The 25,692-nt window shown below is 63.1% G+C and carries 21 protein-coding genes; 10 read left to right on the top strand and 11 right to left on the bottom strand.

Annotation, left to right across the window (positions count from 1 at the left end):
* Positions 1 to 2: 2 nt before the first annotated feature.
* The 3 genes from DJ563_RS10270 (at position 3) to DJ563_RS10280 (ending at position 3,703) form a co-directional block, all read left to right on the top strand.
* Positions 3 to 1,343, top strand: coding sequence for an HlyD family type I secretion periplasmic adaptor subunit (locus DJ563_RS10270; RefSeq protein ID WP_050506031.1), 1,341 nt, complete (start codon positions 3 to 5; stop codon positions 1,341 to 1,343).
* A 1-nt stretch (position 1,344) separates the two neighbouring features.
* Positions 1,345 to 2,673: a TolC family outer membrane protein gene (locus DJ563_RS10275; RefSeq protein ID WP_186661330.1), complete on the top strand. Its 1,329-nt coding sequence runs from the start codon at positions 1,345 to 1,347 to the stop codon at positions 2,671 to 2,673.
* Between the two features lie 361 nt (positions 2,674 to 3,034).
* Complete coding sequence (locus DJ563_RS10280; RefSeq protein ID WP_434519432.1) at positions 3,035 to 3,703, top strand: class I SAM-dependent methyltransferase; 669 nt, start codon at positions 3,035 to 3,037, stop codon at positions 3,701 to 3,703.
* Positions 3,704 to 3,778: 75 nt separating this feature from the next.
* Here DJ563_RS10280 and quiC read toward each other — a convergent pair whose 3' ends face one another.
* The gene (gene quiC, locus DJ563_RS10285; protein ID WP_274100460.1) at positions 3,779 to 5,686 is read right to left on the bottom strand and encodes a 3-dehydroshikimate dehydratase QuiC; all 1,908 of its coding nucleotides are present in this window, start codon (positions 5,684 to 5,686) and stop codon (positions 3,779 to 3,781) included.
* A gap of 466 nt (positions 5,687 to 6,152) precedes the next feature.
* On the opposite strand from quiC, the gene DJ563_RS10290 reads away from it, so the two are divergent.
* Positions 6,153 to 7,526 (top strand): MFS transporter, encoded by a 1,374-nt coding sequence (locus tag DJ563_RS10290; protein ID WP_274100459.1) that lies wholly within the window; start codon positions 6,153 to 6,155, stop codon positions 7,524 to 7,526.
* Between the two features lie 38 nt (positions 7,527 to 7,564).
* Here the strand turns inward: DJ563_RS10290 and DJ563_RS10295 are convergent, their stop codons facing one another.
* The 5 genes from DJ563_RS10295 to DJ563_RS10315 form a co-directional block, all read right to left on the bottom strand.
* A complete protein-coding gene (locus DJ563_RS10295; protein ID WP_274100458.1) occupies positions 7,565 to 8,977 on the bottom strand; it encodes a DOPA decarboxylase in 1,413 nt (470 codons plus the stop codon).
* Between the two features lie 81 nt (positions 8,978 to 9,058).
* Complete coding sequence (locus DJ563_RS10300; protein ID WP_434519433.1) at positions 9,059 to 10,003, bottom strand: LysR family transcriptional regulator; 945 nt, start codon at positions 10,001 to 10,003, stop codon at positions 9,059 to 9,061.
* A gap of 138 nt (positions 10,004 to 10,141) precedes the next feature.
* Entirely contained in the window at positions 10,142 to 10,852 is a 711-nt protein-coding gene (locus tag DJ563_RS10305; RefSeq protein WP_434519434.1) for a YebC/PmpR family DNA-binding transcriptional regulator, read from the bottom strand.
* Positions 10,853 to 10,947: 95 nt separating this feature from the next.
* Complete coding sequence (locus DJ563_RS10310; RefSeq protein WP_186661336.1) at positions 10,948 to 12,339, bottom strand: FAD-dependent oxidoreductase; 1,392 nt, start codon at positions 12,337 to 12,339, stop codon at positions 10,948 to 10,950.
* Positions 12,340 to 12,353: 14 nt separating this feature from the next.
* Positions 12,354 to 13,670, bottom strand: a complete 1,317-nt coding sequence (locus tag DJ563_RS10315) for an MFS transporter (protein WP_434519435.1) — start codon at positions 13,668 to 13,670, stop codon at positions 12,354 to 12,356.
* 245 nt (positions 13,671 to 13,915) lie between these two features.
* Between DJ563_RS10315 and DJ563_RS10320 the strand changes: the two genes are divergently transcribed.
* Both DJ563_RS10320 and DJ563_RS10325 read left to right on the top strand, forming a co-directional pair.
* The gene (locus DJ563_RS10320; protein WP_274100273.1) at positions 13,916 to 14,785 is read left to right on the top strand and encodes a LysR substrate-binding domain-containing protein; all 870 of its coding nucleotides are present in this window, start codon (positions 13,916 to 13,918) and stop codon (positions 14,783 to 14,785) included.
* A gap of 63 nt (positions 14,786 to 14,848) precedes the next feature.
* Entirely contained in the window at positions 14,849 to 15,220 is a 372-nt protein-coding gene (locus tag DJ563_RS10325) for a DUF2784 domain-containing protein (protein ID WP_434519436.1), read from the top strand.
* Here DJ563_RS10325 and tam read toward each other — a convergent pair.
* Entirely contained in the window at positions 15,210 to 15,986 is a 777-nt protein-coding gene (gene tam / locus DJ563_RS10330; protein WP_434519437.1) for a trans-aconitate 2-methyltransferase, read from the bottom strand. The two genes, DJ563_RS10325 and tam, sit on opposite strands and share 11 nt — an antisense overlap.
* Positions 15,987 to 16,093: 107 nt before the next feature.
* Here tam and DJ563_RS10335 point away from each other — a divergent pair, with 107 nt between their 5' ends.
* Complete coding sequence (locus DJ563_RS10335; protein WP_434519715.1) at positions 16,094 to 16,285, top strand: hypothetical protein; 192 nt, start codon at positions 16,094 to 16,096, stop codon at positions 16,283 to 16,285.
* Between the two features lie 3 nt (positions 16,286 to 16,288).
* Here DJ563_RS10335 and DJ563_RS10340 read toward each other — a convergent pair whose 3' ends face one another.
* On the bottom strand, positions 16,289 to 17,698 hold the full coding sequence (locus DJ563_RS10340) for an amino acid permease (RefSeq protein ID WP_274100276.1): 1,410 nt from the start codon (positions 17,696 to 17,698) through the stop codon (positions 16,289 to 16,291).
* Between the two features lie 326 nt (positions 17,699 to 18,024).
* On the opposite strand from DJ563_RS10340, the gene DJ563_RS10345 reads away from it, so the two are divergent.
* From DJ563_RS10345 to DJ563_RS10355, 3 genes are all read left to right on the top strand, one after another.
* Positions 18,025 to 19,449 carry a PLP-dependent aminotransferase family protein gene (locus DJ563_RS10345; RefSeq protein ID WP_274100277.1) on the top strand — a complete coding sequence of 475 codons (1,425 nt, stop codon included), beginning with the start codon at positions 18,025 to 18,027 and terminating at the stop codon, positions 19,447 to 19,449.
* Between the two features lie 828 nt (positions 19,450 to 20,277).
* Entirely contained in the window at positions 20,278 to 21,504 is a 1,227-nt protein-coding gene (locus DJ563_RS10350; protein ID WP_434519438.1) for an S-type pyocin domain-containing protein, read from the top strand.
* Entirely contained in the window at positions 21,501 to 21,752 is a 252-nt protein-coding gene (locus tag DJ563_RS10355; RefSeq protein WP_434519439.1) for a bacteriocin immunity protein, read from the top strand. Before DJ563_RS10350 ends, DJ563_RS10355 begins: the two co-directional genes overlap by 4 nt.
* A 232-nt stretch (positions 21,753 to 21,984) precedes the next feature.
* On the opposite strand, the gene DJ563_RS10360 is transcribed toward DJ563_RS10355, so the two are convergent.
* The 3 genes from DJ563_RS10360 to DJ563_RS10370 are packed head-to-tail and all read right to left on the bottom strand — an operon-like array spanning position 21,985 to position 25,583.
* Entirely contained in the window at positions 21,985 to 23,007 is a 1,023-nt protein-coding gene (locus DJ563_RS10360) for a histone deacetylase family protein (RefSeq protein ID WP_274098697.1), read from the bottom strand.
* A complete protein-coding gene (locus tag DJ563_RS10365) occupies positions 23,007 to 24,248 on the bottom strand; it encodes a Zn-dependent hydrolase (protein WP_434519440.1) in 1,242 nt (413 codons plus the stop codon). The genes DJ563_RS10360 and DJ563_RS10365 overlap by 1 nt, the downstream gene beginning before the upstream one ends.
* Positions 24,249 to 24,278: 30 nt before the next feature.
* Entirely contained in the window at positions 24,279 to 25,583 is a 1,305-nt protein-coding gene (locus DJ563_RS10370; RefSeq protein ID WP_434519441.1) for an MFS transporter, read from the bottom strand.
* Between the last annotated feature and the right edge of the window lie 109 nt (positions 25,584 to 25,692).

The following is a 25,692-nucleotide window of genomic DNA, read 5'->3' on the forward strand; positions in this document are numbered from 1 at the left end:
TCATGCACATGAGCCAACCTACCGAGTTGATCCCCGCCGAGGCGAAAAACCTGATCGACCTGGATGCCGGCAAACCGGCGCGCTGGGGTGTATGGCTGGTCGTTGCCGGCTTCGGCGGCTTCCTGCTGTGGTCGTGCCTGGCGCCGCTGGATGCCGGCGTGGTCGCCACCGGCACAGTCAAGGTCACCAGCAACCGCAAGGCGGTGCAGCACTTGAGTGGCGGCACCGTGGAGGCGATCCTGGTGCGCGAAGGCGAAGTGGTGAAAAAGGGCCAGGAACTGGTGCGCCTCGATGCCCTGCGCGCCGTGGCCGAACAAGGCGCAGTCAGCGCCCAGTACATTGTCAGCAAGACCGTGGAAAACCGCCTGGAAGCCGAGCGCGACAGCCGCGACACGGTCAACTTCGACCCGGCCTTGCTCACGCGTTTCGGCACTGACCCGCGCCTGCTGGCCGCCATGGACTTGCAGCAACGCTTGCTTGATACCCGACGCGCCGGCCTGGCTGGCGAGATCAGCATCCTCGAAGAGAACCTGGCGGCATCGGCCGTGCAGCTCAAGGGCCTGCAGCAGGTGTATGGCGCCCGCGCCTCGCAGATCAACTTCCTTGGCCAGGAACTGCAAGGCACCCGCGTGCTGGCGGCCGAAGGGTATGTGCCACGCAACCGCCTGCTGGAACTTGAGCGCAGCAACGCCGACCTGTCCGCTGGCCAGGCCGAGAACCTCAACAATATCGCCCGGGTGCGCAGCCAGACCACCGAGATCAAGCTGCGCATTCTGCAGCGCCAGCACGACTATCTGAAAGAGGTCGAATCGCAACTGACCGACACCGCCAAGGAAAACACCACCCTGGCCGACCGCCTGCGGGCGCTGGACTACGAAGTGACCCACACGGTGATCCGCTCGCCCATCGACGGCATGGTCCAGGCGCTGGGGATCGCCACGGTCGGCGGGGTGATCCAGCCCGGCGCCAAGCTGATGGAAGTGGTCCCGCTCGACGAGCCGTTGCAGGTCGACGCGATGATCCCGGTACAGGCCATCGACAAGATGGTCCCAGGCCTTGCCGTGGACATCGCCTTCCCGGCCTTCAACCACGCCCAGACACCAAACATTCCTGGCCGGGTGAAGACCATCTCTGCCGACCGCCTGCTCGATGAAGAGAGCAAGCAACCGTTCTACCTGGCCCAGGTGGACGTCTCGCCCGCCGGCATGAGCCTGCTGGGTAGCAACCACATACGGCCCGGCATGCCCGCCACCGTCACCATCAAGACCGGTGAGCGCAACCTGCTCAGTTACCTGCTCAAGCCAATGCTCGAACGCGTGGACAGTGCTTTCAAGGAGCAATGAAATGAACCGACACTGCCTGTTGTTGTGCCTGTTGGGGTTGTCCTTGCCGGCCAGTGCCATGGACCTGAAACAAGCCTGGGACCTGTTGCAATACCAAGGCCCTGTCTACCGCGCCGCCGAGCATGAAAAACAAGCCGGCATGGAGAACCGCGCCATTGGCCAGGCCGGCCTGCTGCCGCAGATCAATGCCACGGCCTACTACAACAAGGTCAATGGCACCCAGCACCAGAACAGCCTCGAGAACGATCTGGACTACGACTCCAAGGGCGCCAGCGTGCGCCTGCGCCAGCCGCTGTTCAACAAGCAGAAAATGGCTGAATACCGCCAGGGCGAGCAGCGTGCCGACTACAGCGTCGCGGTGTTCGACGCCAAGAGCCAGGATGCTGCGGTGCGCCTGGCCGACAGCTACTTCGATGTACTCCTGGCCAGCGAAACCATCACCCTGGCCAAGGCCAAGCTGAACGCCTTCGAAGAGCAGCTTGCCTCGGCCAAGCGGCGGATGGAGCTGGGCGCCGGCACGGTGACCGACATCGACGAATCGGTCGCCCGTCGCGACCTGGCCGAGGCCGACCTGATCGAGGCGCAAGACAACCTGGTCAACGCCCGCCGCACGCTTGAGGAATACATCGGTGAAACCCCGGCATCGTTGACCACCCTGCAGCCGGGCTTCAGCACCCCGCCACTGCTGCCGGGCAACCTGCAGGACTGGCTGGTCAAGGCCCAGGCCGACAGCCCGCTGATTCATGCACGCCGGCACAGCTATGAGCTTGCCGAAGAAGAGGTCAACCGGGCCAGGGCCGGGCATTGGCCGACGCTGGACTTTGTGGCGGGCTACACCGCAGGCAGCAGCCAGTCGATTTCAGAGCTGAATCAGCGCAACCAGTACAACTCGATCGGGCTGGAACTGAACATCCCGCTGTACAGCGGCGGCAGCACCAGCGCGCTGACCCGCCAGGCCAGCGCCAACAGTTCGAAAGCACTGGACGAACTCGACGCCACCCGTCAGGAAGTCATCTCGGGCACCACCCGTGAGTACCGCGGCGTGCAGAGTGGGGCCATGCGTATCCAGGCGCTGGAAAAGGCCGTGGCGTCCAACGAACGCTCGCTGATCTCGACGCGCAAAGGGTTCAAGGAGGGTGGTACCAGCACAAATTCGGATGTGCTCAACGCTGAAGAACTGCTGTTCGACGCGCGCCATGACCTGTTCGAGGCCAAGCTGAACTACCTGATGTCGCGCCTGCGCCTGGCGTCATCGGTGGGCAGCCTGGGGGATGATGATATCGAGCTGGTCAACGACTACCTGGGGCCGGAGCTGATGGTCAGTAAGTGATGGCGGCTAGGTGCCTGTCTTGGGTTTGGAGGTGGGGCGCAGATCGAGCGCCGCCCGCGCGGCGCATCGCGACGCAAGGCCGCTCCTACATTTGTTTCGGGCCAGTGAGGCCAGTGGCATTTGCGCGCGACCGCCTTGTTTGTACGACGCGATATTGAGGCGGGCACCAAGGGGCCGCGCGCCAATGGCCCAGGAATAATTGGCCCGAAACAAATGTAGGAGCGGCCTTGCGTCGCGATGCGCCGCGCGGGCGGCGCTCGATCTGATAGGCGCTGAAAATGCCAAGCCAGGCACCTGGTGGCCCCCAAGGGGCCGCGATGGCGGCCTATGCTTGAATCAACCCAATGCTGCGGACACCCTCATGCCCAACCCCGAAGACACCGTGCTGCACAGCTGGCAGCACAACGCCCAAGCCTGGATCGACGCGGTGCGCAGCGGCGCCATCGAGAGCCGCCGCCAGGTTACCGACCAGGCCATCCTGCTGGCCATTCTCGGCCGCCAGCCCGAGCGCGTGCTGGACCTTGGCTGTGGTGAAGGCTGGTTGCTGCGGGCACTTGCCGACCGCGGCATCGAGGCGGCCGGGGTGGATGGCGACCAGACCCTGGTGGCCGCGGCACGCGCGGCAGGGTCCGCGCAGGTGCACCTTGCCAGCTACGCCCAGCTAGCCGAGGGCGACATCAACGTTGGCCGTGACTATGACCTGATCTGTGCCAATTTCGCGCTGCTGCACCAGGACATCATTGCGCTGCTGGCAGCGCTGAAGGGCTTGCTGGCACCCGGTGGTGCTCTGGTGATCCAGACATTGCACCCCTGGAGCGTGGCAGCGGGCGATTATCAGGATGGCTGGCGGGAAGAGTCGTTCGCAGGGTTTGCCGGGGCCTGGCGGCCGATGCCGTGGTATTTCCGCACCTTGGCCAGCTGGCTCAATGCATTGGACATGGCCGGGCTGCGCCTGGTCAGCCTGCAGGAGCCGCAGCACCCGCAAAGTGCGGTGCCGCAGGCGCTGCTGATGGTGGCCGAGGGGCGATGAGCCTACGCCGAAGGATCTTCGGTGACCGCAGCCACACGCCCCTGCCGACTCAATGAAACATGAGTTCTGCTGCGCTTACAGCACCGGCTTGCGCGCCGCCCCACTGCGGGCCTTGGCCATCGCCGCCAGGCGCACGGCGACGTTGGCCGCGCCATACCCGGCATAGCCACCCTTGCGCTGGATGATCTCGAAGAAGAAACGCTCCTCGAACGGCTCGGTGTAGACGTGGAACAGCTCGCCACCCTGGGCATCACGGTCGTACAGCACGTTGTAGTACGCCAATTCGCTGAGGAACTCGTCATCGAAGTCGAAACGCGCTGCCAGGTCGTCGTAGTAATTGAGCGGAATCTCCAACAGCGGTACACCGGCCAGCTTGGCGCGCGCTACTTCACGGAAGATGTCGTCACAATCGAAGGCGATGTGATGCACACCCGAGCCCCGGTAGCTGGACAGTGCATGGGCAATGGCCGTGTTGCGGTTCTCGGAAATGTTCAACGGCAGGCGCAGGGTGCCGCATTGGCTGCGCAGGGCACGGCTCTTGACCAGGCCGTAAGGGTCCGGCAGCACCACTTCGTCGTCGGCAGCGAAATCGAACAGGCTCTTGTAGAACAGCACCCAGCTGTCCAGCGACTCGGCCGGCAGCGCCAGGGCCATGTGGTCGATACGGCGCAGGCCACCGCTGGCATTGGCGGTTTTGTCCAGGCTGAAGTCGGTGTCGTACAACGTCTGGCCAGCGCTGCCCGGCTCTACCAGGTACAACAGGCTGCCATCGGGTGCCCGCACGGCAGGCACTTCACATTCGTTGGGGCCGACCAGGCCGCGGAACGGCTGGCCACGGAAGGCGGTGGCACGCTTCAGCGCAGCCTGCTGGTCTTTGACCCGCAACGCCGTGGCGCACAACGAAGGGCCGTGCGCCTCGAAGAAGTTGTGGCCGAACGAGTAGGGTTCGGCATTGAGGACGATGTTGATGTCGCCCTGGCGCAGCAGCTGCACGGCCTTGCTGCGGTGTTTGCCGGCATCGGCAAAGCCCAGGCGTTTCAGCCAGTTGCTCAGGCGTGCGCCCACCGCCTCGTCGACGGCGAACTCGAGGAATTCCACGCCGTCGTAGGCGCTGGCTGCAGGCGGGGTAAACAGCACGCCAGGCTCCACCGCCACGGCCTCCTGCTCCAGGCGCAGGCGGGTCTGCTCTTCGAGGTACAGCAGCGAGCGCAAGCCGTCGGCGGCGTTCTGCCGAGGCGGCGCGGCGCGGAAGCCGTCGTTGAAGATTTCCAAGGACAGCGGGCCGCGATAACCGGTGGCAAGGATTGGGGCGAGGAAGCCGGCCAGGTCCATTTCGCCCTGCCCCGGGAAGCAGCGGAAATGCCGGCTCCACTCCAGCACATCCATGGCCAGGATCGGGGCGTCGGCCATCTGCACGAAGAAGATCTTGTCGCCAGGGATGTCGCGGATCGCGCTGGGGTCGCCCTTGAGCGACAAGGTATGGAAGCTGTCGAGAATCACCCCGAGGGCCGGGTGGTCGGCTTGGCGCACCAGGTTCCAGACCTGCTGGTAGGTATTGACGTGGCGGCCCCAGGCCAAGGCTTCATAACCGATGCGCAGGCCCCGCTGGCCGGCATGCTCGGCCAACAGGCGCAGGTCGTCCACCAGCAACTGTTCGTCGCCCAGGGCGTCGGCCTGAACGTTGCTGCACACCAGCACCAGGTCGGTACCCAGTTCCTGCATCAGGTCGAACTTGCGCTCGGCGCGGTCGACGTTCTTCTGCAGGCGCTCGCGGCGGCAGCCTTCAAAATCACGGAACGGCTGGAACAAGGTAATGGCGATGCCCAGGTCGGCGCACATCTGGCGAACCTGGCGCGGGCTGCCAGCGTAGTAAAGCAGGTCGTTCTCGAAGATCTCGACGCCGTCGAAGCCGGCGGCGGCGATGGCTTCGAGCTTTTCCGGCAGGGTGCCGCTCAAGGACACGGTGGCAATCGAACGCTGCATGGCGGGATTTCCTTGTTGTTAGGGGACGACGGCGCAGGAAACCTACTGTGACAGTACCTGGCACGATCGATTATTCGCAGGTAAAGTCGCCTCATCAATCCCTTTGTACGGAATGGTTAGTTTTGTGTTCGATTACCGAACAAAACACGATTTCGCGAATTGCTACACCGCCAACCCGTGGTCAACATGAAACCAGACGCAGGCACACCGACCGATGCCCTTTGCCAAGACGGTCGTTCGGCAGAACCTGCGCTGACCAGCCCAACGTCACAACATAATAAGTTCAATAAAACCGGGTACCGACCTATGAACACTGCTCTGGCCTTGCGTTCCGCACCTGTCTCCTGGCTGTCTGTAACGGCCTTGGCGCGGAATACCCCCGCACTTCACGTTTGACCCCACTCCCGAGATAACCCCACGTTCGCCATGCGCCGTGCGGGAACCAACAAGAACAACGGAGACAACAATGGCTCACTCCAGCTCTCAAGCCAAGAAAGCGACCGCCAGTGGATGGATAGGCTCGGCACTCGAGTACTACGACTTCTTCATCTATGCCCAGGCTGCGGCGCTGATCTTCCCGCAGATCTTCTTCCCCAATACCGACCCCAAGATGGCGATCATCGCCTCGCTTGCCACCTACGGTGTCGGCTACCTGGCCCGCCCGGTCGGGGCCTTTGTGCTCGGCCACTGGGGTGATACCCGCGGGCGCAAGAACGTACTGCTGCTGTGCATGTTCCTGATGGGCCTGTCGACCATGGCTGTGGGCCTGCTGCCCACCTACCACGACATCGGCATCCTCGCCCCTGCCTTGCTGGTGGTGCTGCGCCTGATCCAGGGCTTTGCCGTGGCCGGCGAGATTTCCGGGGCCAGTTCGATGATCATGGAGCATGCGCCGTTCGGCCGACGTGGCTACTACGCCAGTTTCACCCTGCAAGGCGTGCAGGCCGGCCAGGTTCTGGCGGCGGCGGTATTCCTGCCACTGGCCTACTTCATGCCCAGCGAAGCCTTCAATGACTGGGGCTGGCGCATTCCGTTCCTGATGAGCGCCGTGGTGCTGATCGCCGGCTTCATCATCCGTAAGGAAGTGCACGAGACGCCTGCGTTCGTGAAGGAAGAGAAGCAGGACAAAGTCGCCAAGTCGCCGGTCAGCGAGGCCTTCCGCCACAGCTGGAAACACATGGTGCTGGTGATGTTCATGGCACTGATGAACGTGATTCCGGTGGTCGCTACCATCTTCGGCGCGGCCTACGCGGTGCAGCCGGCCTATGGCATCGGCTTCGACAAGAGCGTGTACCTGTGGATCCCGGTGGTCGGCAATATCGTTGCGGTGCTGGTGATTCCCTTCGTCGGCAACCTTTCCGACAAGATCGGCCGTCGCCCGACCATGATCGCCGGGTGCCTGGGCTCAGGCCTGCTGGCCTTCGTCTACCTGTATGCGATCAGCATCCAGAACGTGCCGCTGGCCTTTGCCGCCTCGATCGTGATGTGGGGCATGGTCTACCAGGGCTACAACGCTGTGTTCCCAAGCTTCTACCCCGAGCTGTTCCACACCCGTTACCGTGTTTCGGCCATGGCCATCGCGCAGAACATCGGCACCATGCTGACCGCCATGTTGCCCGCGCTGTTCGCCATCGTGGCACCGCCAGGCTCGGACAACATTCCGCTGGTGGTCGGTAGCATGGCGTTCTTCATCACCTGCATCTGCGCCCTGGCGGCTTATATTGCACCGGAAACCCACCGCATGGCGATGGAAGACCTGGGCAATCCGCAGGCCAAGCCGATGGAGAAAGAAGCGTATGAGGCCACCCGTAAAGGTAGCCTCCAGACCGTAAGCCACTGACAGACTGCAGGGGGCCGCTTTTGCGGCCCCCTGCATGTTCAGCCCTTGACCACTGCCTGCAGCCCCCGCCACAGTTTCTCGACATGCTCACGCTCAGTGGGCAGCGCCCCCACCGACACCCGCACCATCCACCGGCCATTCAAGGTTGCCGGCGTTACATAGGCATCCCCAGACGTATTGAGCCGCTCGGCCCAGCCGCGGGTATGCGCATCCAACGCCTCCCCTTCCAGCCCCGCCGGCCGATGCTGGATGCACAACGTCTGCAATTGCACCGGCGCCAGCAGTTCCCAGCCCGGCGTCGCCTCGACCTGCTCGGCAAGCCACTGGGCATTCTCCAGATCACGCCGCAAGCGTGCCTGCAGCGCTTCGACACCCTCACTGCGCAACATGAACCACAGTTTCAGCGCACGGAAGCGGCGCCCCAGCGGGATGCCCCAGTCGCGCAGGTTCTTTACCTCGTCATCCACCGCCGACTGCAAATAGCTGGGGTTGGTGCTCATCACGCGGATCAGGTGCTGCGGGTCGCGCACGTAGTAGATCGAACAGTCGAAGGCCACGCCCAGCCACTTGTGCGCATTGACCACCACCGAGTCGGCCAGCTCGATGCCATCCCACATCCAGCGGCACTCCGGCAGGATCATCGCCGAGCCGGCCATGGCCGAGTCGACATGCAGCCACAGGCCATGGGCCTGGGTGATTTCACCGATCGGGCGTAACGGGTCGAGTGCGGTGGTGGTAGTGGTGCCAGTGGTCGCAACCACCGCACACGGCTGGTTACCCGCCGCCAGGTCCTGCTCGATGGCTGCTTGCAGGGCAGCCGGCTGCAGGGCGAAGCGCTCGTCGGTGGGGATCAGGCGAATGTTGTCACGGCCAAAACCTGCCAGCAGTGCGGCCTTGTCCACCGAACTGTGGGCGTGGGCGCTGACGTAGACGATCAGCGGCTTGGCCTGGGCCTGCAGGCCGCCACGCACCAACGCGTAACCGCTGGCACGTTCGCGGGCGCAGATCAGCGCCACCAGGGTACTGGTCGAGGCGGTGTCCTGGATCACCCCGCTCCATTGCCCTGACAGGCCCAGCAGCTGGCGCAGCCAGTCGAGGGTGGTTTCTTCCAGTTCGCTCAAGGCCGGGCTGGACTGCCACGACAGGCCCAGTACGCCCAGGCCGGTGCTGAGAAAATCACCCAGCACCGACGACAACGTGCCGTTGGAGGGGAAGTAGCCGTAGAAATCAGGGTGCTGCCAATGGGACAGGCCTGGCATGACCAGTTTGTTGACATCGTCGAGAATCGCCTCGAACGGTTCGCCCTGCTGCGGGGCACATGCTGGCAGGGCTGCCTTCAGGTAGCCGGGCTCGACCTGGGCCATCACCGGGCGTTCGCCCACGGTTTGGCGGTAGTCGGCGATCAGGTCGATCAGTTGGTGGCCGTACAGGCGGAATTGTTCGGGGGTCACGGGCGGTCTCCTTTGGGCAGTTTGCTGCCTTCAGTCTAAGTGCCGCCTGCCCCCCAATGAACCCCGCTTCGCGCATACCTCCTATGGCGTTGGCGCATGCCCACCGTACACACCGAACTGCGACTGGCGCCACAATTCGAACACCCGGTTGCGCAACCAGCGGTGCTCGGCCGAGGCCTGCAGGCGCTGATGCCATACCACCCAGTAGCGCTGGCTGTGGTCGATAAAGCCCAGGGGCCGCCAGGCCAGGTCATGCAGGCGGCACAGTTGCCGGGCAATGTGCTCGGGCACCGTCGCCACCGCCTGGCTATTGCCGATCACCTGCACCGTGGCGGAGAAAAACGGCACTTCCAGGCTGACCCGCCGCTGCAGGCCCTGGGCGCGCAAGTGACGGTCGATGAAGCTGTCCTTGTCGCCACCACCGGAGATGCGCACATGCTTGTGCGCCAGGTAGTCCGCCTGGCTGAGCGTGTAATGGGCTGTCAGCGGGTGATCGCGGCGCATCAGGCAGACGGCGCGATCTTCACCGAGCAAGCGACCATGCAGGTTGGCGGGGGACTCGTCGAACAAGGTGGTGGCCAGGTCGATTTCGCCGCTGGCCAGCAAGGCATACTGGCCGGCTTGCCAGGTGCGGTATTCGAGGCTGACGCCCGGGGCTTCGTGCTCCAGCGCCGCCACCAGCAACGGCAACATGTGCTCGGCGACGTAGTCGGAGGCCGCCAGGCAGAAGCGCCGTTCGCAACGGGCCGGGTCGAACACGGCCGGTTGGCGCAGGGCCTGAAGCTCTTCGAGTACCTGGCGCAGGGGTTCGACCAACGCTTCGGCATATTCGCTGAGCACGTAACCACGGCCTTGGCGCACCAGCAGCGGGTCGTCGAAGGCTTCGCGCAGGTGGGCCAGTTGGCGGCTCAGGGCCGATTGGCTGACGCCCAGGCGCTCGGCGGCGTGGCTGAGGTTTTTCAGCTGCAGCAGGTGGTCGAGGGTACGCAGATGGGCGAGGCTGAGGGAGGCGAAGGTTGAGTTCATGGGTGTTCGTCTCCGGGCCGCAGGCGAGGGCTGCGCCCTCGTTTCGCGACGCAAGGCCGCTCCTACAGGTACAGCGCTGTACCTGTAGGAGCGGCCTTGCGTCGCGAAAGGGCCGCCAAGCGGCCCCAGGGGCACAAATCAGTCAGTCAGGCCGACATAGACGTTCTGCACGTCATCGTTCTCGTCGATCGCCTCGAGAAACGCCTCGACCTCGGCCAATGCCTCAGCGCTCAGGCTGGCAGCACTCACCGGGTTCTTCGGCGTGTAGCCGATCTTTGCCGAGGCCACGGTAAAGCCATGCTCCGGCAGGGCCTTCTGCACAGCGTCCAGGTCGGTGGTGTCGGTGATGAACAGGGTCGAACCCTCTTCTTCGCCTTCCTCGAAGTCCTGGGCACCGGCTTCGATGGCGGCCATTTCCGGGTCGGCATCGCCGTTCGGGGTGGCTTCGATCAGGCCGACGTGGTTGAAGTCCCAGGCCACCGAGCCGCTTGCACCCAGCTGGCCCTTGCGGAACAGCACACGCACCTGCGCGACGGTACGGTTGATGTTGTCGGTCAGGCACTCGACGATCAGCGGCACCTGGTGCGGTGCGAAGCCTTCGTAGCTCACCGCATGGTACTGCACGGCATCACCGTCCAGGCCAGCACCTTTGCGGATTGCCCGATCCAGAGTCTCGCGGGTCATCGAGGCCTTCTTGGCCTGCACGATGGCCAGGCGCAGGCGCGGGTTCATGTCGGGATCGGCGCCCGATTTGGCAGCGATCTGAATCTCTTTTGACAGCTTGCCCATGACCTTGCCTTTGGCATTGGCCGCTGTTTCTCTATGTTTGGCTTTCCACTGTGCGCCCATGTCGACTCTCTTGTTTCAACGGCCAGTTCAGGAAGCGACCGGCCAAAAAGTGGGTGCAGTTTATACGCCCTCGGGCCTGTGATCGACAAGAAATCTCATGCTTTGTCGGCCTTGCCGGCCGCCGCCGCGAAACGCGCCAGGCGCACATCCAGGTGCCGCGGCCGTAGCCCGCGGTCCTCGGCGCGCTCCTTGCGACGGATGGCATTGCGCACCATCAGCGAGCCCAGGTAGCGAATCGGCTCGGGCGGGAAAAGCCCCAGCGGGCCGTTGACCAGCGGCGAGCGGGACCACGGGTTGTCCAGCCCCAACGCCAGCGACGAGAGGATCTGCCCGCCCATGTGGCACGGCCCGACGCCGCTGCCGGAATAGCCAAAGCCGTAGAACACATTGCCCTGCCCGTCCAGCCGGCCGAAGAACGGCAGCCCGGTCACCGAGCGGTCCGACGGCCCGTTCCAGCTTGCCGCCAGCGGCACCTCGGCCAGGGCCGGGAAGAACGCGCCCAGGCTTTCGCGCAGCAGCGGCCGGTACGGCGAAGGCTGGTCGAACACCGGCAGCATGCGCCCGCCATAGGCGAAGGTATTGCCGCCCTTGCCGAGCATCAGCCGGCCATCGGAGGTGTTGTGGTAGTAATGCACGAAGATCCGCGAGTCGAGCACGCTGACGCCGTTGTTCAGGCCAATTTCGCGCAGCAGGTCGGGGCACGGCTCGGTGATCACCATGTCGCTGGAGACGATGGCCACGCTGCGCTCGAACTGCGGGAAGGCCCGCGCCATCCAGGCATTGAGGCCCAGCACCACCCGGTCGGCGCGCACCGTCCCATGGGCGGTACGCACTTGCACCGGCGCGCCGTGTTCCAGGCTGGCCATGGCCGTGCCTTCATGGATGCGCACCCCGCGCTGCAAGGCCACACGGCGCAGGCCACGCACCAGCCGCCCAGGCTGCACGGTGGCGGCCGCCGGTGAGAACCAGCCTTCCAGGTGCCGCGCCGAGCCAGCCAGGCGCTGCACAGCCTCCAGCGGCAGGCGCTCGAATGAGTTAATGCCCTGCTGCGCCAGCGCCGCGATCACCGCATCGGTCGCGCCCACCTGGGCCTGGTTGGTGGCGGTGTACAAGGTACCGTCGAGGCGGTAGTCGCAGTCGATGCCGTTGGCCGCGCAGAACGCGCCAATGGCCGCGATGCTGCGCTCCGACTCGCGCACCAGGCGCACCGCCTCGGCCGTGCCGAACAACCGTTCAAGGGTGAAGTACTTGGCCGACCAGGAAAGCGCGCAACCGCCGTTGCGCCCACTGGCACCTGCGCCGCAGATGTCTGCTTCGATCAGCATCACGTCCAGCGCCGGCGCCGCCTCCTTGAGCATCAGTGCAGTCCAGAGGCCGGTGTAGCCCCCGCCAACGATGCATACGTCACAACGCGCGTCGCCTTGCAGCGGTGGGCATAGCGCATCCTGCTCCGAATCCAGGGCCTGTTGCAGCCAGAAGGGTCTCATTCGCTCGCTTTCCTTTAGGTACGCAGTGGCTTGATCGCCATGCTGGTGTTGGGTGCCACGTCATTGGCTTCGGCCAGGGTGGCCGGGCGGCTGTTCCAGTGCGGCAACAGCACCAGGGCCGAGAACAGTGCGCAGCCGGCGAACACGATGAACACCGTGACGCTGTCGAAGTAACCGGGCAGCAGGCCGCCAAGCACCGCCCCCACCGAGCCGCAGCCATTGACGAAGCCCGCTGCAGTGGCACCGGCCTTGGCCGTGCCGAAGTCGATGGCAGCCGCACCGCTGATCATCGAGTCCGGCCCGTACAGGGTCAGGCCCATGACAAACAGCAGGCCCACCACCATGACGATGCTGCCGCTGTGCATGGCCGCCATGAACGCCGCCAGGGTCACCGTCAACAGCAGCAAGCTGATCACGCAGGCCGGCATGCGCCGCGCGCCGAACAGTTTGTCGGAGGCCAGGCCAATCATGATCGGCCCCAACAGCCCAGCCAGCTCGAAGGCGGTCGGGATGATCGCCGCGCCGACCTTGCCCACCGATGGCATCTGCTCGAAGACGATTACCGGCCCCCACAGCAAGATGGCGTAGCGCGCCGGTTTGAGCAGAAAGTAGGCCAGGCCCAGGGTCAGTACCGTGCGGTTGCGCATGATCTCGCGCAGTGGCGCCCATACGCTGCACAGGTTGGCGCCCGGCGCCATGCTTTGCGGCTCGGGCTCGACGGCGGGCAAGCCGACGTCTTCAGGTTTGTTGCGCTGCAGGAAGAAAAACAGCACGGCCACCAGCGCGACCACGGCGGCACTGGAGTAAAACGCTGCGTGCCAGGTACCGACCAGGGTGTAGGCCCACCAGCCAGCAAACGGCGAGGCCACCAGGCCGCCGAAGGCATAGCACGAGCTCCACAGGCCCAGCACCCGGCCGCGCTGCGCGGCGGGGAAGAAACTGCCGATGTTCTTGCACAAGCCGGCCCAGCCGGTGGACTGCGCCAGGCCCTGGATCAGCATGCAGGTGGCGAAGATCGGGAAGGTCGCGTAGCTGCCCATCACCACGGCCGCCGCCGCCGAAATCAGTAAACCGCCGAGCACCACCACGCGAGGGCCGAAGCGGTCGGCAAGCATGCCCCAGGTGAACTGGCCCACGGCATAGGCGGCCAGGTAGATGGCATCGAGGTTGGCCATGGCGGCCTTGTCGAGCATGAAGCTTGGGTCTTCGGCGATACCCAGCTTGGCCACCGAGAAGGCCTTGCGGGTGAAGTAGAAGGCGGCATAAGCCAGCCAGGTAATTGCGAAAATCTGCATACGCCAGCGTTTGAACGTGGCTAGGGAATGGTTCATGTGAGTCTGACCTCTTGCTCAAGTGTGCCGGCAGAATGTGAAGAAACGCCTGTCTTGTTCTTGTGTTGCGCACAGCGATGACGGTGGCCCGTCATCGGGTCAGATGGCGCTGCAAGAGCACCATGGCCCGGCTGGCGCTTGTGGCACCAGCGTTGGGCTGAGGGCTATGGAAACAGCTGGTGACTGATAAATAAAATCGATTTATCGTATTTCACACATAAGCTCAGCTTGTTACTGGAGTCGTCATGTCGGTCTCACACGCTCAACTCAAGGCCTTCCACGCGGTGGCGGTGCACGGCAGCTTTACCCGTGCGGCGCAAAAGCTGTTTCTTACCCAGCCGGCAGTCTCCGACCAGGTGCGCAAGCTCGAAGAGCGCTTTGGCGTGCTGCTGTTTCACCGCAACAAGCGCTCGGTGCAACTGACCGACCTGGGCGAGCGCCTGCTGGGCATCAGCCAGCGCCTGTTCGCCTGCGAAGCCGAAGCCCTTGACCTGCTGCAGGACTCGCGCGCCCTGCACACCGGCAGCCTGGTGCTGGCGGTGGATGCACCGGTGCACGTGCTGCCGCAGATCGCCCGATTCTGCCAGCGCTACCCGGGTATCCAGGTGAAGATCGAGACCGGCAACACCGATGAGTCGCTGGCCCGGCTGTTCAGCTACCAGGCCGACCTGGCACTGCTGGGGCGGGATGTCGACGATGAGCGCCTGCATTGCCTGCCACTGCGCCGCGACCCGATGGTGGCGTTCGTTTCCCATCACCACCCGTGGGCCAGCCGTGGCTCGATCAGCCTGGCGGACCTGGATGACACACCGCTGGTGCTGCGCGAGCCTGGGTCGGTGACGCGACAGACGCTGGAGGAAGAGATGCAGCGGGCCGGCTTGCGGATTCGGCCGGCGATCCAGGTAGAGGGCCGGGAAGCGGCACGTGAAGCGGTGGTGGTGGGGATTGGCGTGGGGGTGGTGTCGGCGGCGGAGTTTGGCGCCGATGCGCGGGTGTGTGCGTTGCCGATCGTCGATTGCCAGCGGCACTTGACCGAGACGCTGGTGTGCCTGAGCGAGCAGCGTACACGGCGGGTGGTGGCGACGTTCTTGCAAATGGTGCAGGAAGGGTTGTAAATCCGCCCCATAGCTTCCCGCTAACGCAAAGCTCGCGTCACCCTACCGCCTGGATAACTGCCAATGCTCTTTCGCCTGACCGCCGACACGCTGGTGCTGCTGCACCTGGCCTTCATCCTGCTGGTGCTGTTCGGCGGCCTGCTGGTGCTGCGTTGGCGCCCTGCCCCGCTGGTGCACCTTCCAGCCCTGGCCTGGGGCCTGGCGGTGGAATACCTGCACCTGGGTTGCCCGCTGACCCGCTGGGAAAACCGCATGCGCAGCGCCGCTGGCGATGCGGGCTACCAGGGCGGCTTCGTCGAGCATTACATCTGGCCGCTCATCTACCCCGCCGGCCTCACACCACAGACCCAGTTGCTGCTGGGCACCGTGGTGTTGCTGCTCAATCTCGGCATTTACGGTTACGTGCTCTGGCGCTGGCGCCGCCCTACCGGGTAGCGATCACGAACAACCGCGGGAACGGCAGCAATACCTTGCCGTCGGTGGACGGCGGGTAGTCGCGCTGCATCGCCTGCAGGTACATCTGCAGGAAGCCTGCCTGCTCGTGCTCGTCCAGCCTGGCCAGGTAAGGCCGCAACGCCGAGCCCTTGAACCACTCCACCACAGCTTCGGCGCCACCCTCCAAGGGGTGATGGTAAGTGGTACGCCACACATCCACCCGCGTGCACAGTGGGCTGAGCAAGTCGTAATAGAACGCCGCATTGTGCCTGGGCGGCAGCTGGAAGTCGGCAAACTTGGCGGCCCACGGGCCTTGGCCGGCGATCTCGCGCAATTGCCGGTGCGCCGGCTCGTCGAGGTTGTCCGGGGTCTGCACCGCCAGGCTGCCGCCCTCGCTCAACTGGCTGACCAGGTGCGGGTACAGCGAAGCATGGTTGGGCACCCATTGCAGCGAGGCATTGGCCAGGATCAGGTCCTGTGCTTGCGGCGCGGTCCATTTGCCAATGTCGGCAATGGCGCAGCGTACCCGGGGAACACACAACCGTTTGCGCTCACGGGCCTTGTCGATCATGTCGGGGTCGCTGTCCAGCGCCATTACCTGGGCATCGGGGTAACGCTGCAGCAGCACTTCGGTGGAGTTGCCCGGGCCGCAGCCCAGGTCCGTGGCATGACGCACCGGGTGTGGCGGCACGGCGGTCAGCAGGTCGCGTACGGCGCGGGTGCGCTCATTTTCGAAAAGGGAATACTGGGTGGCGGACCAGGCCATGTGCGGCTCCTTTGGGCGGGCAATGCGCTGAGCATAAGCCATGTGCTGCCTGTTAGGGGTTCCTCGCAGGCCGGAACTGACCGCCTATGCTTGAAGTCAGTCCTTACATGCGCATGCCTATGAAAACATACCTGGCCCTGGCCATCCTGACCCTGATCGCTGCCGCCGCCCTGCTCGGTTCACCCTGGATGAACCAGCGCTTCCACCTGCCCGACCGGCATGCGAGTGAAAAAAGCCAGGCCCTGAACGCAAAAACGGCCGGGTCCCCAAGGGAGCCGGCCGTTTCGAACAGCGACTAAGGCTTAGTGGCGCTTGGCGCTGCGCATCTGATGCACGACGCCCATGGCCACCACGACCGCCGCAGCGATGCCGGTGGAGATCACCAGGATCTGGTAGTCAGGCATGAACGCCATGGTCACCAGGGCGGCCACGATGAACGCGATCACCAGGTAGGTCAGCCACGGGAACAGCCACATCTTCAGGCGGACTTCCTTGCCTTCGGCAATCAGCTTGCGGCGCATGCGCAGTTGCGAGAAGGCGATCACCAGGTACACCAGCAGCGCGATCATGCCGGTGGTGTTCATCAGGGTGTCCAGCACATCTTTCGGGCGCAGGGTCTCGCTGAAGTTGATCAGCGCACACACTACCGCCACGGCGCACGAACCCATGATCGCGTATACCGGTACACCGGTGCCGGCGCGGGTGATCTTGAAGAACGACGGCGCGTCGCCACGCTGGGACAGCGAGAACAGCATGCGCGAGGCGGTGTAGTGACCGGAGATCAGGCAGCTGCTGACCGAGGTCAGGACCACGAAGTTCATCAGCAACTCGGCATACGGCACGCCCAGCAGCTCCAGGGTACGGCGGTAGGCGCCATAGCCCGAGACGCCCAGATGCGGGTCGTTCCACGGTACCAGGCAGACGATCAGGAAGATCGAGCCGACGTAGAACAGGCACACACGCCATACCACCGAGTTGGTGGCCTTGACGATCTGTGCGGCCGGGTCCTTGGCTTCGGATGCCGCAATGGTCACGATCTCGGCACCGAGGAAGGCGAACATCACCCCGAGCAAGGCACCAATCACCGTGGTGATGCCGTTGGGCATGAAGCCTTCTGCGGTCAGCTGGCTGATGCCGCGCACTTCACCAAACTGCCAGACGTTCATCACGGCGGCGGTGCACACCACCAGGAAGCAGACGATGGCGATCACCTTGATCAAGGCGAACCAGAACTCGAACTCACCGTAGTGCTTGACGTTGAAGAAGTTGACGGTGATCAGCAGCAGAGTCGTGGCCAGCACGAACACGTTGACACTGACGTCAGGGAAGAAGCCGTGCAGGATCTTGCCCGCCACGTAGGCTTCCCACGCCATGAGGATTACCCAGTACCACCAATACAGCCAGCCGATGGTGAAACCGGCCCAGCGGCCAATGGCGCGGTCGGCGTAGGTGGAGAACGAGCCGGTGTCAGGCGAGGACGTCGCCATTTCGCCGAGCATGCGCATGATCAGCACCACCAGGATGCCGCCTGCCAGGTAGGCCAGGACAGCGGCCGGGCCGGCGCTGTGGATCACGCTGCCGGAACCGACGAACAAGGCGCCGCCGATAACCCCGGCGATCGACATCATCGTCAGGTGGCGCGACTTGAGGGAGGCACTGAGCTTGCTCTCGTGCCCGCCTTTCGCGGTGGTGGTTGTGGATGTTGCGTCCATCAGTTGTGTACCCCGTGCTTCTTTTTATCCAAGGAAAACTGTGAGGCCCCGATGGCTAGCGGCCTCACCTGTACATCAGTGCTAATGCGGGCAGGATGGTGTGAACAAACACACGCAGGCCATCCATGGCGGCCTGCTGACGCGCCCGAAGGTTTGCCCTTCGAGCGAACTGAACATGCTTTATGTGGCGATATCCGACACCTAATGTAAAAATGTCCGACGCAGAGAGCCATGCACAGTGGCATGAATCTCGCACTGCACTGTACAGGCCGCCCATGCAATACACCTTGCAGGCGCCTGGCGCCAAGCACCCTGAAGGCCCCCGAATGTTCGAATTACATCCAGACTCCCCAACCCCGCTGGTCAACCAGATCATCGATGGACTGCGCGAGCTGATCGACAACCAGACGCTCAAGCCTGGGGCCAAGGTCCCGTCTATCCGCGCCTTTGCCGCGACCTACTCGGTGAGTACCTTTACCGTGGTCGAGGCTTATGATCGTCTGGTCGCCCAGGGCCTGCTGGTAAGCCGGGGCAACGCGGGGTTCTTCATCAATCGCGCGGCCGGCGAGTTGCTGGAAAAACACAATGCCGAGGCCGACACCAGTCGACCAACGTTCAACTCTGAATGGTACCTGCAGCAGATCTTCGAGATCCGCCAACTGCCGTTCAAGCCCGGCTGCGGCTGGTTGCCCAATGACTGGATGTACGAAGACGGCCTGCGCCGCGGGTTGCGCCAGGTCGCCGGGAGCCCGCTGGAACTGTCTGGCTATGGCGACCCCATGGGCCTGGCAGAACTGCGTGCGCTGACCGCGCAGAACCTGCAGCAAGAGCTGTCGATTGTCGCCAACCCGGCGCAACTGATGCTCACCCACGGCGCCAGCCAGGCCCTGGACCTGGCCGCGCGCACCCTGGTACGCCCAGGTGACGTGGTGCTGGTGGACGACCCCGGCTACCCCAACCTGATGAGCATCCTGCGCACCCAGGGCGCGACGCTGGTCGGCGTACCGCGCACGCCCAACGGCTACGACCTCAACCAGCTGGAACAACTGCTGGCGCACCACCGCCCGACGGCCTTCTTCACCCAGCCGCACCTGCACAGCCCGACCTGCTCACGCACCCCGCTGCCGCAGCTGCACCGTTTGCTGCAACTGGCCAGCCAGCATGGCTTCCGCCTGGTAGAGAACAACCTGTACGCCGACATGGTCTCCGAGCCGCAGCCATGCCTGGCCAGCCTCGACCACCTGCAGCAGGTGGTGTACGTGGGCAGTTACTCGAAGAGCATTTCGCCCAACGTGCGGGTTGGCTACATGATGGCCAACCCGGAGCTGATGCAGAAACTGGTACACCTGAAAATGCGCTCGGGCCTCACCACCTCGCAGGTGATGGAGCGCGTGGTGTATGCCGCGATCATCGACGGACGCTGGCGCAAGCACCTCAAGCGCCTGCGCCAGCGTTTGGCCGAGGCGCACCAGGAAGTGGGCCGGCACTTGCATCGGCTGGGTTTCGAGTTGTTCACCGAGTCGGACGAAGGGATGTACATCTGGACCCGGCATCCGGCGATTCCAGATAGCGCAGCGTTGCTGGACGATGCGCTGGAGCAAGGGATCATGCTTGGGCCTGGGCAGCTATTCATGGTGGATGCCAAGGCGACGGGGTGGATGCGGTTCAATGTGGCGTTCAGTACCGACCCTGCGATGTGGGAGTTGTTGGAGAAGGTGCTGGTGAAGCATGTGCGGCGGGGTGGGGTTTAGTGGGGTTTAGGGCTTGCCATGGCATTTGCAGCGCCTGTGAGATCGTGCGCCGCGCGGGCGGCGCACGATCTCACAGGCGCTGCAAATGCCATGGCGAACACCGGGGGACTAACGCCCCCTGACGCAGCTCCGCGAGCGGAATACTCTCACGCTGCGTTGATAGTGATTTAACAAAGATCCTCCGTGGTTCAAGCAGCACCCTGCTGTTTTGACACATGGAGGTTTCAATGCAAGGCACAGTTTTTCTGCCCGATTCGCATGTCATCGGCCGCCCCCCCGATATCTGTCCTATTTCCACCCCTTTTTCCCTTCGGCCTTCCTCATTGGCCTTATCCCGCTGGCGGCCCACTAGTTTCAGCCCCCCCAACTTCGCCTCCAGCAATGCCAAATTCTGCGCAAATTCTTGAAGCAATTCACGAAGATGCTAAGAAACCTTTAGACCTTCGAACACTAGCCGCCGCAGTGGATGTCGAGATTGAATCAGCAATCGTGGAGGCCGGGTTAAATCGGGATAACGCCACCCACAGAAGACAAATAATAGAGTCGCTCGCAACAAGGAAATTAGACGCTCTCGAAACCCATGAAGCCAACGTAAACAAACTGGTAGGGCACCATCCTCTTTGGAAATCCACTGCTGCCACGATAATCGCTTACGAACAGCGGTACGGAAGCATTGATGATGACCCGTAACTTTTTATTCAAAGAATCACATACAGTTACGCCGCAGCGAGAAGCCGCGACTATGCAGCTGTCGAGATCTACTACTTTTCCACCCTGTTGGCCGGGTCCACTACAGAGGAAATTCGAGCACGCGTAAATGCTCGGGCCTTGGTCGAAGCCGAACGCATCGCCGCAAAAGCCGCCGCCAAAGCCGAGGCCGAACGCATCGCCGCAGAAGCCGCCGCTAAAGCCGAGGCCGAACGCATCGCTGCAGAGACTGAATTAATTCGCCTCGCAAACACCTACTCTGCATCTGGCTCTGTCGCAGTAACAGGATCGGTAATTATCACTGCAGTAGGCACAGTCGTATCCACTTCCGCAGAATATTTATTAAGAGGCGTGATTGGGGCCGCCGTTGGCGCAGTTAGTGGATTTACTGCTAGCGTTGGCGCAGGGTTCGTGGTGGGTGTTTCGGCTCTTTTCTACTCTCCAAACCTCGGGAATGGCGAGCTTCCTCGCCGCTATTCCCTGCAGACCCCGTTATCCGATCTAGATCCCCAACTCAGTGTCCAGTTGGCCGCAAGTGCAGCCGCTTCGGCTTCATACATCGATCTTCCCTACCGCTTCAGCTCTCAGCTCAACGCTAATGACGATTCGGAAATTTTTGCCGTCAAGACGGGCGGGGAAGTCGTGCCTTCGCAGGTGCGTATCCTAACTGCCTCATACGACACTCAACGCAATGTATATACGGCCACTACGGCAGACGTACCACCACGTACCCTGACCTGGACACCTATCGTCACGCCGGGCGATAGCTCAACAGGATTGCCCGCCGATCAGCGCGATACACCTATTTACAAAGGGGCAACGCTCAAGCCCATAGAAATCAGGATCGACAGCTATCCAGGCGTTGCCGATGCAAGCTGGGATGACTACGTCATCATCTTTCCGGCAGACTCCGGATTGCCGCCTATCTACACGATGTTTCGGGATCGTCGAGAGGAAATGGGAACAGCCAGCGGCTTAGGCGTTGAGGTCGACGATCATTGGGCCACGAGTGTTGAAACACGTAAGGGAGCGCCCATACCCAGGCAAATTTCTGATTTATTGAGAGGGCAACAGTTTCGAAACTGGAGAGCCTATCGAGAAGCACTGTGGAAGGCCGTCAGTAGTGACGCTTTCCTCGCCGCTCAATTCGACCCTGTCAGCATCGGGAGGATGAGGAAAGGCTTTGCTCCTTTTGCGCGTTTGCATGAGCGCGTTGGAGCGCTCGCCTCTCTTCAAATTCATCATAAAACTCCTATATCCGAGGGCGGAGATGTATATAATTCAGAAAACATTGTAATTGTTACACCAAAGCAGCACATCAACATTCATCACGGAGAAATCGAATGAAAAAGACAATCACTGATTTTACCGAAGCTGAATTTTTAAATTTTGTAATGCGCATTTATGAAGTAGATTACCCAACTGACAAATCCCACACTGACGCGATATTTGAATTCGAACGACTTTCTGAGCACCCTAAGAAATCAGATTTGATATTTTATCCGGAGCCCGGAAAAAGCGGCCCGACGTCAATTGTAGAGGAAGTGAAAACTTGGCGACAGGCTAATCACAAACCTGGATTCAAAGCCGAGTAGCACAGAGAAGGCTATCAAACAAAGCTCCGTACAAATGCTACGGAGCTTTGCGCCTCTCTTTTCAGGGATTATCTGTTGCGTTCGCCGCGGTTTGTTGTCGGTATTTCTGCTTTCTTTGCCGTCAAAACGGACGGGGAAACCATACCCTCACGGGTGCGATTCCTCACCGCTTCATACTACGCACAACGAAACATATATACCGCCACTACTGCGGCTACCGGCCTTTACAGGCTTACAGCCATTGCGCTTTTTCAGCAAAAAACGCCCGCGCATTCGCCTCCAAACTCTCCAGGTGATACCCCCCCTCCTGCACTATCACACACGGCAAGCGCAGCGCCCGAACCCGCTCTCCCAACGCCGCAAACCCGTCGGTGGTCACCGCCACCTTGCTCTGCGGGTCCAGCTGGTAGATATCGAACCCCAACGACAACACCAGCACCTCGGCACCAAAGTCCTTCACCGCACTCAGTGCAATCTCAAGCTGATTCATGAAATCCGCCTCACTGGCCCCATGCGCCATCGGCAGGTTGAGGTTGTACCCCTCCCCCACACCCTCGCCGCGCTCGTCCGCGAACCCGGCCACCCCCGGGTAGAAGTTGGTCGGGTCACCGTGCACCGACACATACAGCACATCACTACGGTCGTAGAAAATCTCTTGAATCCCCTGCCCATGGTGCATGTCGGTATCGAGGATCGCCACGCGGCGATAACGGCCGCGCAAGGCCTGGGCCGCGACGGCGGCGTTATTCAGGTAGCAGAAGCCGCCGGCCGCATCGAAACGCGCATGGTGCCCCGGTGGGCGGCACAGCGCATAGGCCGCAGGCTCACCCCCGAGAATGGCCTTGGCGGCGGCCACTGCGCTTTGCGCCGACCAGTAGGCCGAGCGCCAGGTGTTCTCACCCACGGGGCAACTGCCGTCGGCCAGGTAGCGGCCAGCCTGGGCGAGAATGCCGCGCAGGGCATTGGGCTCGCGCACGAAAATGTTCGACATGACCTCGTCGCCCCACTCCTCGGGCACTTCCTTCCAGCGTGCATGGGCCTCTTCGAGGAACGTCAGATAGGCCTCACCGTGTACCGCCTTGAGCGGGCCCAGGCCGGCATCTTCGGGCTGACGAATGTCGAAGCCGAGGTCATTGGCCGCCTGCAACAGGCGCTGGGCACGTTCGGGGACTTCCTGCGGGGTACGCATGGCGCCGCGCGAGTAGTAGCTGCGCGGGTGGTGCAGCAGCTGTTCGGGGTGAAAGTAGCAACGCATCAGGCTTCTCCTTGTTCGACCCGGCCGGCACGGGCCAGCACGGCGTTGAGCAGTACATCGGCGCCCTGGCGGGCATCGTCGGGCAGCACGTCTTCAGCCTCGTTGTGGCTCAGGCCACCGACGCAGGGGATGAACACCATGGCCGTCGGGCAGTAACGGGCGAGCAGAATAGCGTCGTGGCCAGCGCCACTGACAATCGCCTGCTGGGCATAGCCCAGGCCGTCCACGGCCTGTTGCACGGCGGCCACACAAGCGGCGTCGAAGGGCGTCGCCGGGCTCACCCAATGGCGCTCGATGCGTACCTGCAGGCCACGCTGCGCGGCGATAGCCTGCAGTTTCAGACCAAGCTCTTGCTCCATCGCCTCAATGGCCTGGTCACGGTGGTGGCGCAGGTCGACGGTGAAGCGCAGTACACCTGGGATGGTGTTGCGCGAAGACTTGGCAATCGACAGCTCGCCCACCGTGGTCAGGCCTTCGGGGGCGAAATCGGCGGCCAGTTGCTCCACCGCCTGGATCATTCGTGCCGCGCCGTACAGGGCGTCCTTGCGCAGCGGCATCGGCGTGGTGCCGGCGTGGGCGGCCATGCCTTCGACCGTCACGTCGAGCCAGCGAATCGCCTGGCCACCACTGACCACACCAATGCATTTGGCGTTGTCTTCAAGGATCGGGCCTTGCTCGATATGCGCTTCAAAATAAGCATCGACCTTGCCGCCCAAGGGGCGCTGGCCGGCATACCCCGTGCGTTGCAGCTCATCGGCGACGCTGATGCCCGCAGCATCGCGAATAGCCAGCGCCTGCTGCAGGTCAAGGGTACCGGTGAACACTGCCGAGCCGAACATGGCCGGCGTGAAGCGTGCGCCTTCCTCGTTGGTCCACACGGCAATCTCCAGCGGCTTGCGAGTGCGGATGCCGAGGTCGTTGAGCCGGCGTACCACCTCAAGGCCCGCCAGCACACCGTACACACCATCGAAACGGCCGCCTTCGGGCTGGGTGTCGAGGTGGCTGCCCATCATCACCGGTGCAGCCTGCGCATCGGTGCCTGCGCGGCGGGCGAACAGGTTGCCGATGGCATCCACCGACAGGGTCAGGCCGGCCTCGCGGCACCAGTGGCTGAACAGTTCTCGGCCGGCCTTGTCTTCATCGCTCAGGGCCAGGCGGCAGCTGCCGCCACGGGCCGTGGCACCGACTTCGGCCATGGCCATCAGGCTCGCCCACAGGCGTTCGCCATTGCTTTTCAACATGTACAGGTACTCCAGATCGAATCGGGTGGATCAGGCCATTTCCAGCTGCTGACTACGGGTGTACTGGCGCGCCAAGGCCAGCACGCAGAGCAGCGAAATGGAGGCGATCAAGGTGTAGAACACCGCCATCGGCCACCACTGGCCGCTGAAGGTGTGGGCCAGCCAGGTGCCGATCAGCGGCGTCAGGCCCCCGGCAATTGCACCGCAGATCTGGTAGGCCAGGGAGATCGCGGTGTAGCGCACGCGGGTTGCGAACATGCCGCTGACATAACCGGCGATCACCGCATAGAACGACGCCATGCAGGCCGCCGCCAGGGCGATGCCAAGCACGATCAGCGGGCCCTGGCCCGAGCTGACCAGCACGAACATCGGATACGGCGAGGCCATCGCCAGCAGTGCGACCAGGGCCAGGAAGCGGGTAGCGCCGACTTTCTCGGACAACCAGGCGGCCAGCGGTTGCAGGCAAAACTGGATGACCGCCACGAAGAACAGGCATTCAAGGATCAGCGAGCGATCCAGGTGCAGCTGTTGGGTGGTGTAGCTGATCATGAAGGTGTTGGTGAAGTAGACCCCGGCAATGCCCAGGGTATTGGCACCGATGCACAGCAGCAGCGGGCGCCAGGCGGTGCGCAGCACTTCGAACACCGGCGCCTGCTCCTTGCGGTGGGCCTTTTCGGCCTGCTCGCGGCTGGCGATGAATTCCGGCGATTCGTTGACCCCGAGGCGGATGGCCAGGCCTACCAGCAGCAACAGTGCGCTGGCCAGGAACGGCACACGCCAGCCCCAGCTCATCAGTTGGTCTTCCGGCAGCCGGGTTACGGCGCCAAAGGCCAGCAGCGAGAGGATCAGGCCCGCCGGGCTACCTAACTGGGCAAACGAGGCAAAGAAGTTGCGTCGGCCCTTGGGCGCGTGCTCGCCCGCCATCAGCACCGCCCCGCCCCACTCCCCGCCCACGGCGATGCCCTGGACGATACGCAGCACAATCAGCAGCACCGGCGCGGTGGCGCCGATCTGCGCGTAGGTCGGCAGCAGGCCGATGCACACGGTGACGATGCCCATCATCAGCAAGGTGATGACCAGCGACTTCTTGCGCCCGATGCGGTCGCCCACATGGCCGAAGATGACGCCGCCCAGCGGGCGGGCAAAGAAACCGACGGCAAAGGTGCCAAAGGCGGCCATGGTGCTGAACAGGCTGTTGTCGGAGGGGAAGAACAACGCACCGAACACCAGTGCAGCGGCGGTGGCGTAGATGTAGAAGTCGTACCACTCGATCATGGTGCCGATGAACGCGGCGGCGGCGGCACGGCGCGGCTGGGGCGAAGCGGTGGGCTTCATGCTGGGCTCCTTTGCTTGTTTTTTTGGCAGGAGTTATCGGGAATCACGGGGCGCTCTGGTGGCGCCTGGTCGGTGCATGGCTGCGATTTATCGTCCCAGGGCTATGATT

Source organism: Pseudomonas sp. NFX1 (genome assembly GCF_051123555.1).
Classification (GTDB): domain Bacteria; phylum Pseudomonadota; class Gammaproteobacteria; order Pseudomonadales; family Pseudomonadaceae; genus Aquipseudomonas; species Aquipseudomonas capeferrum.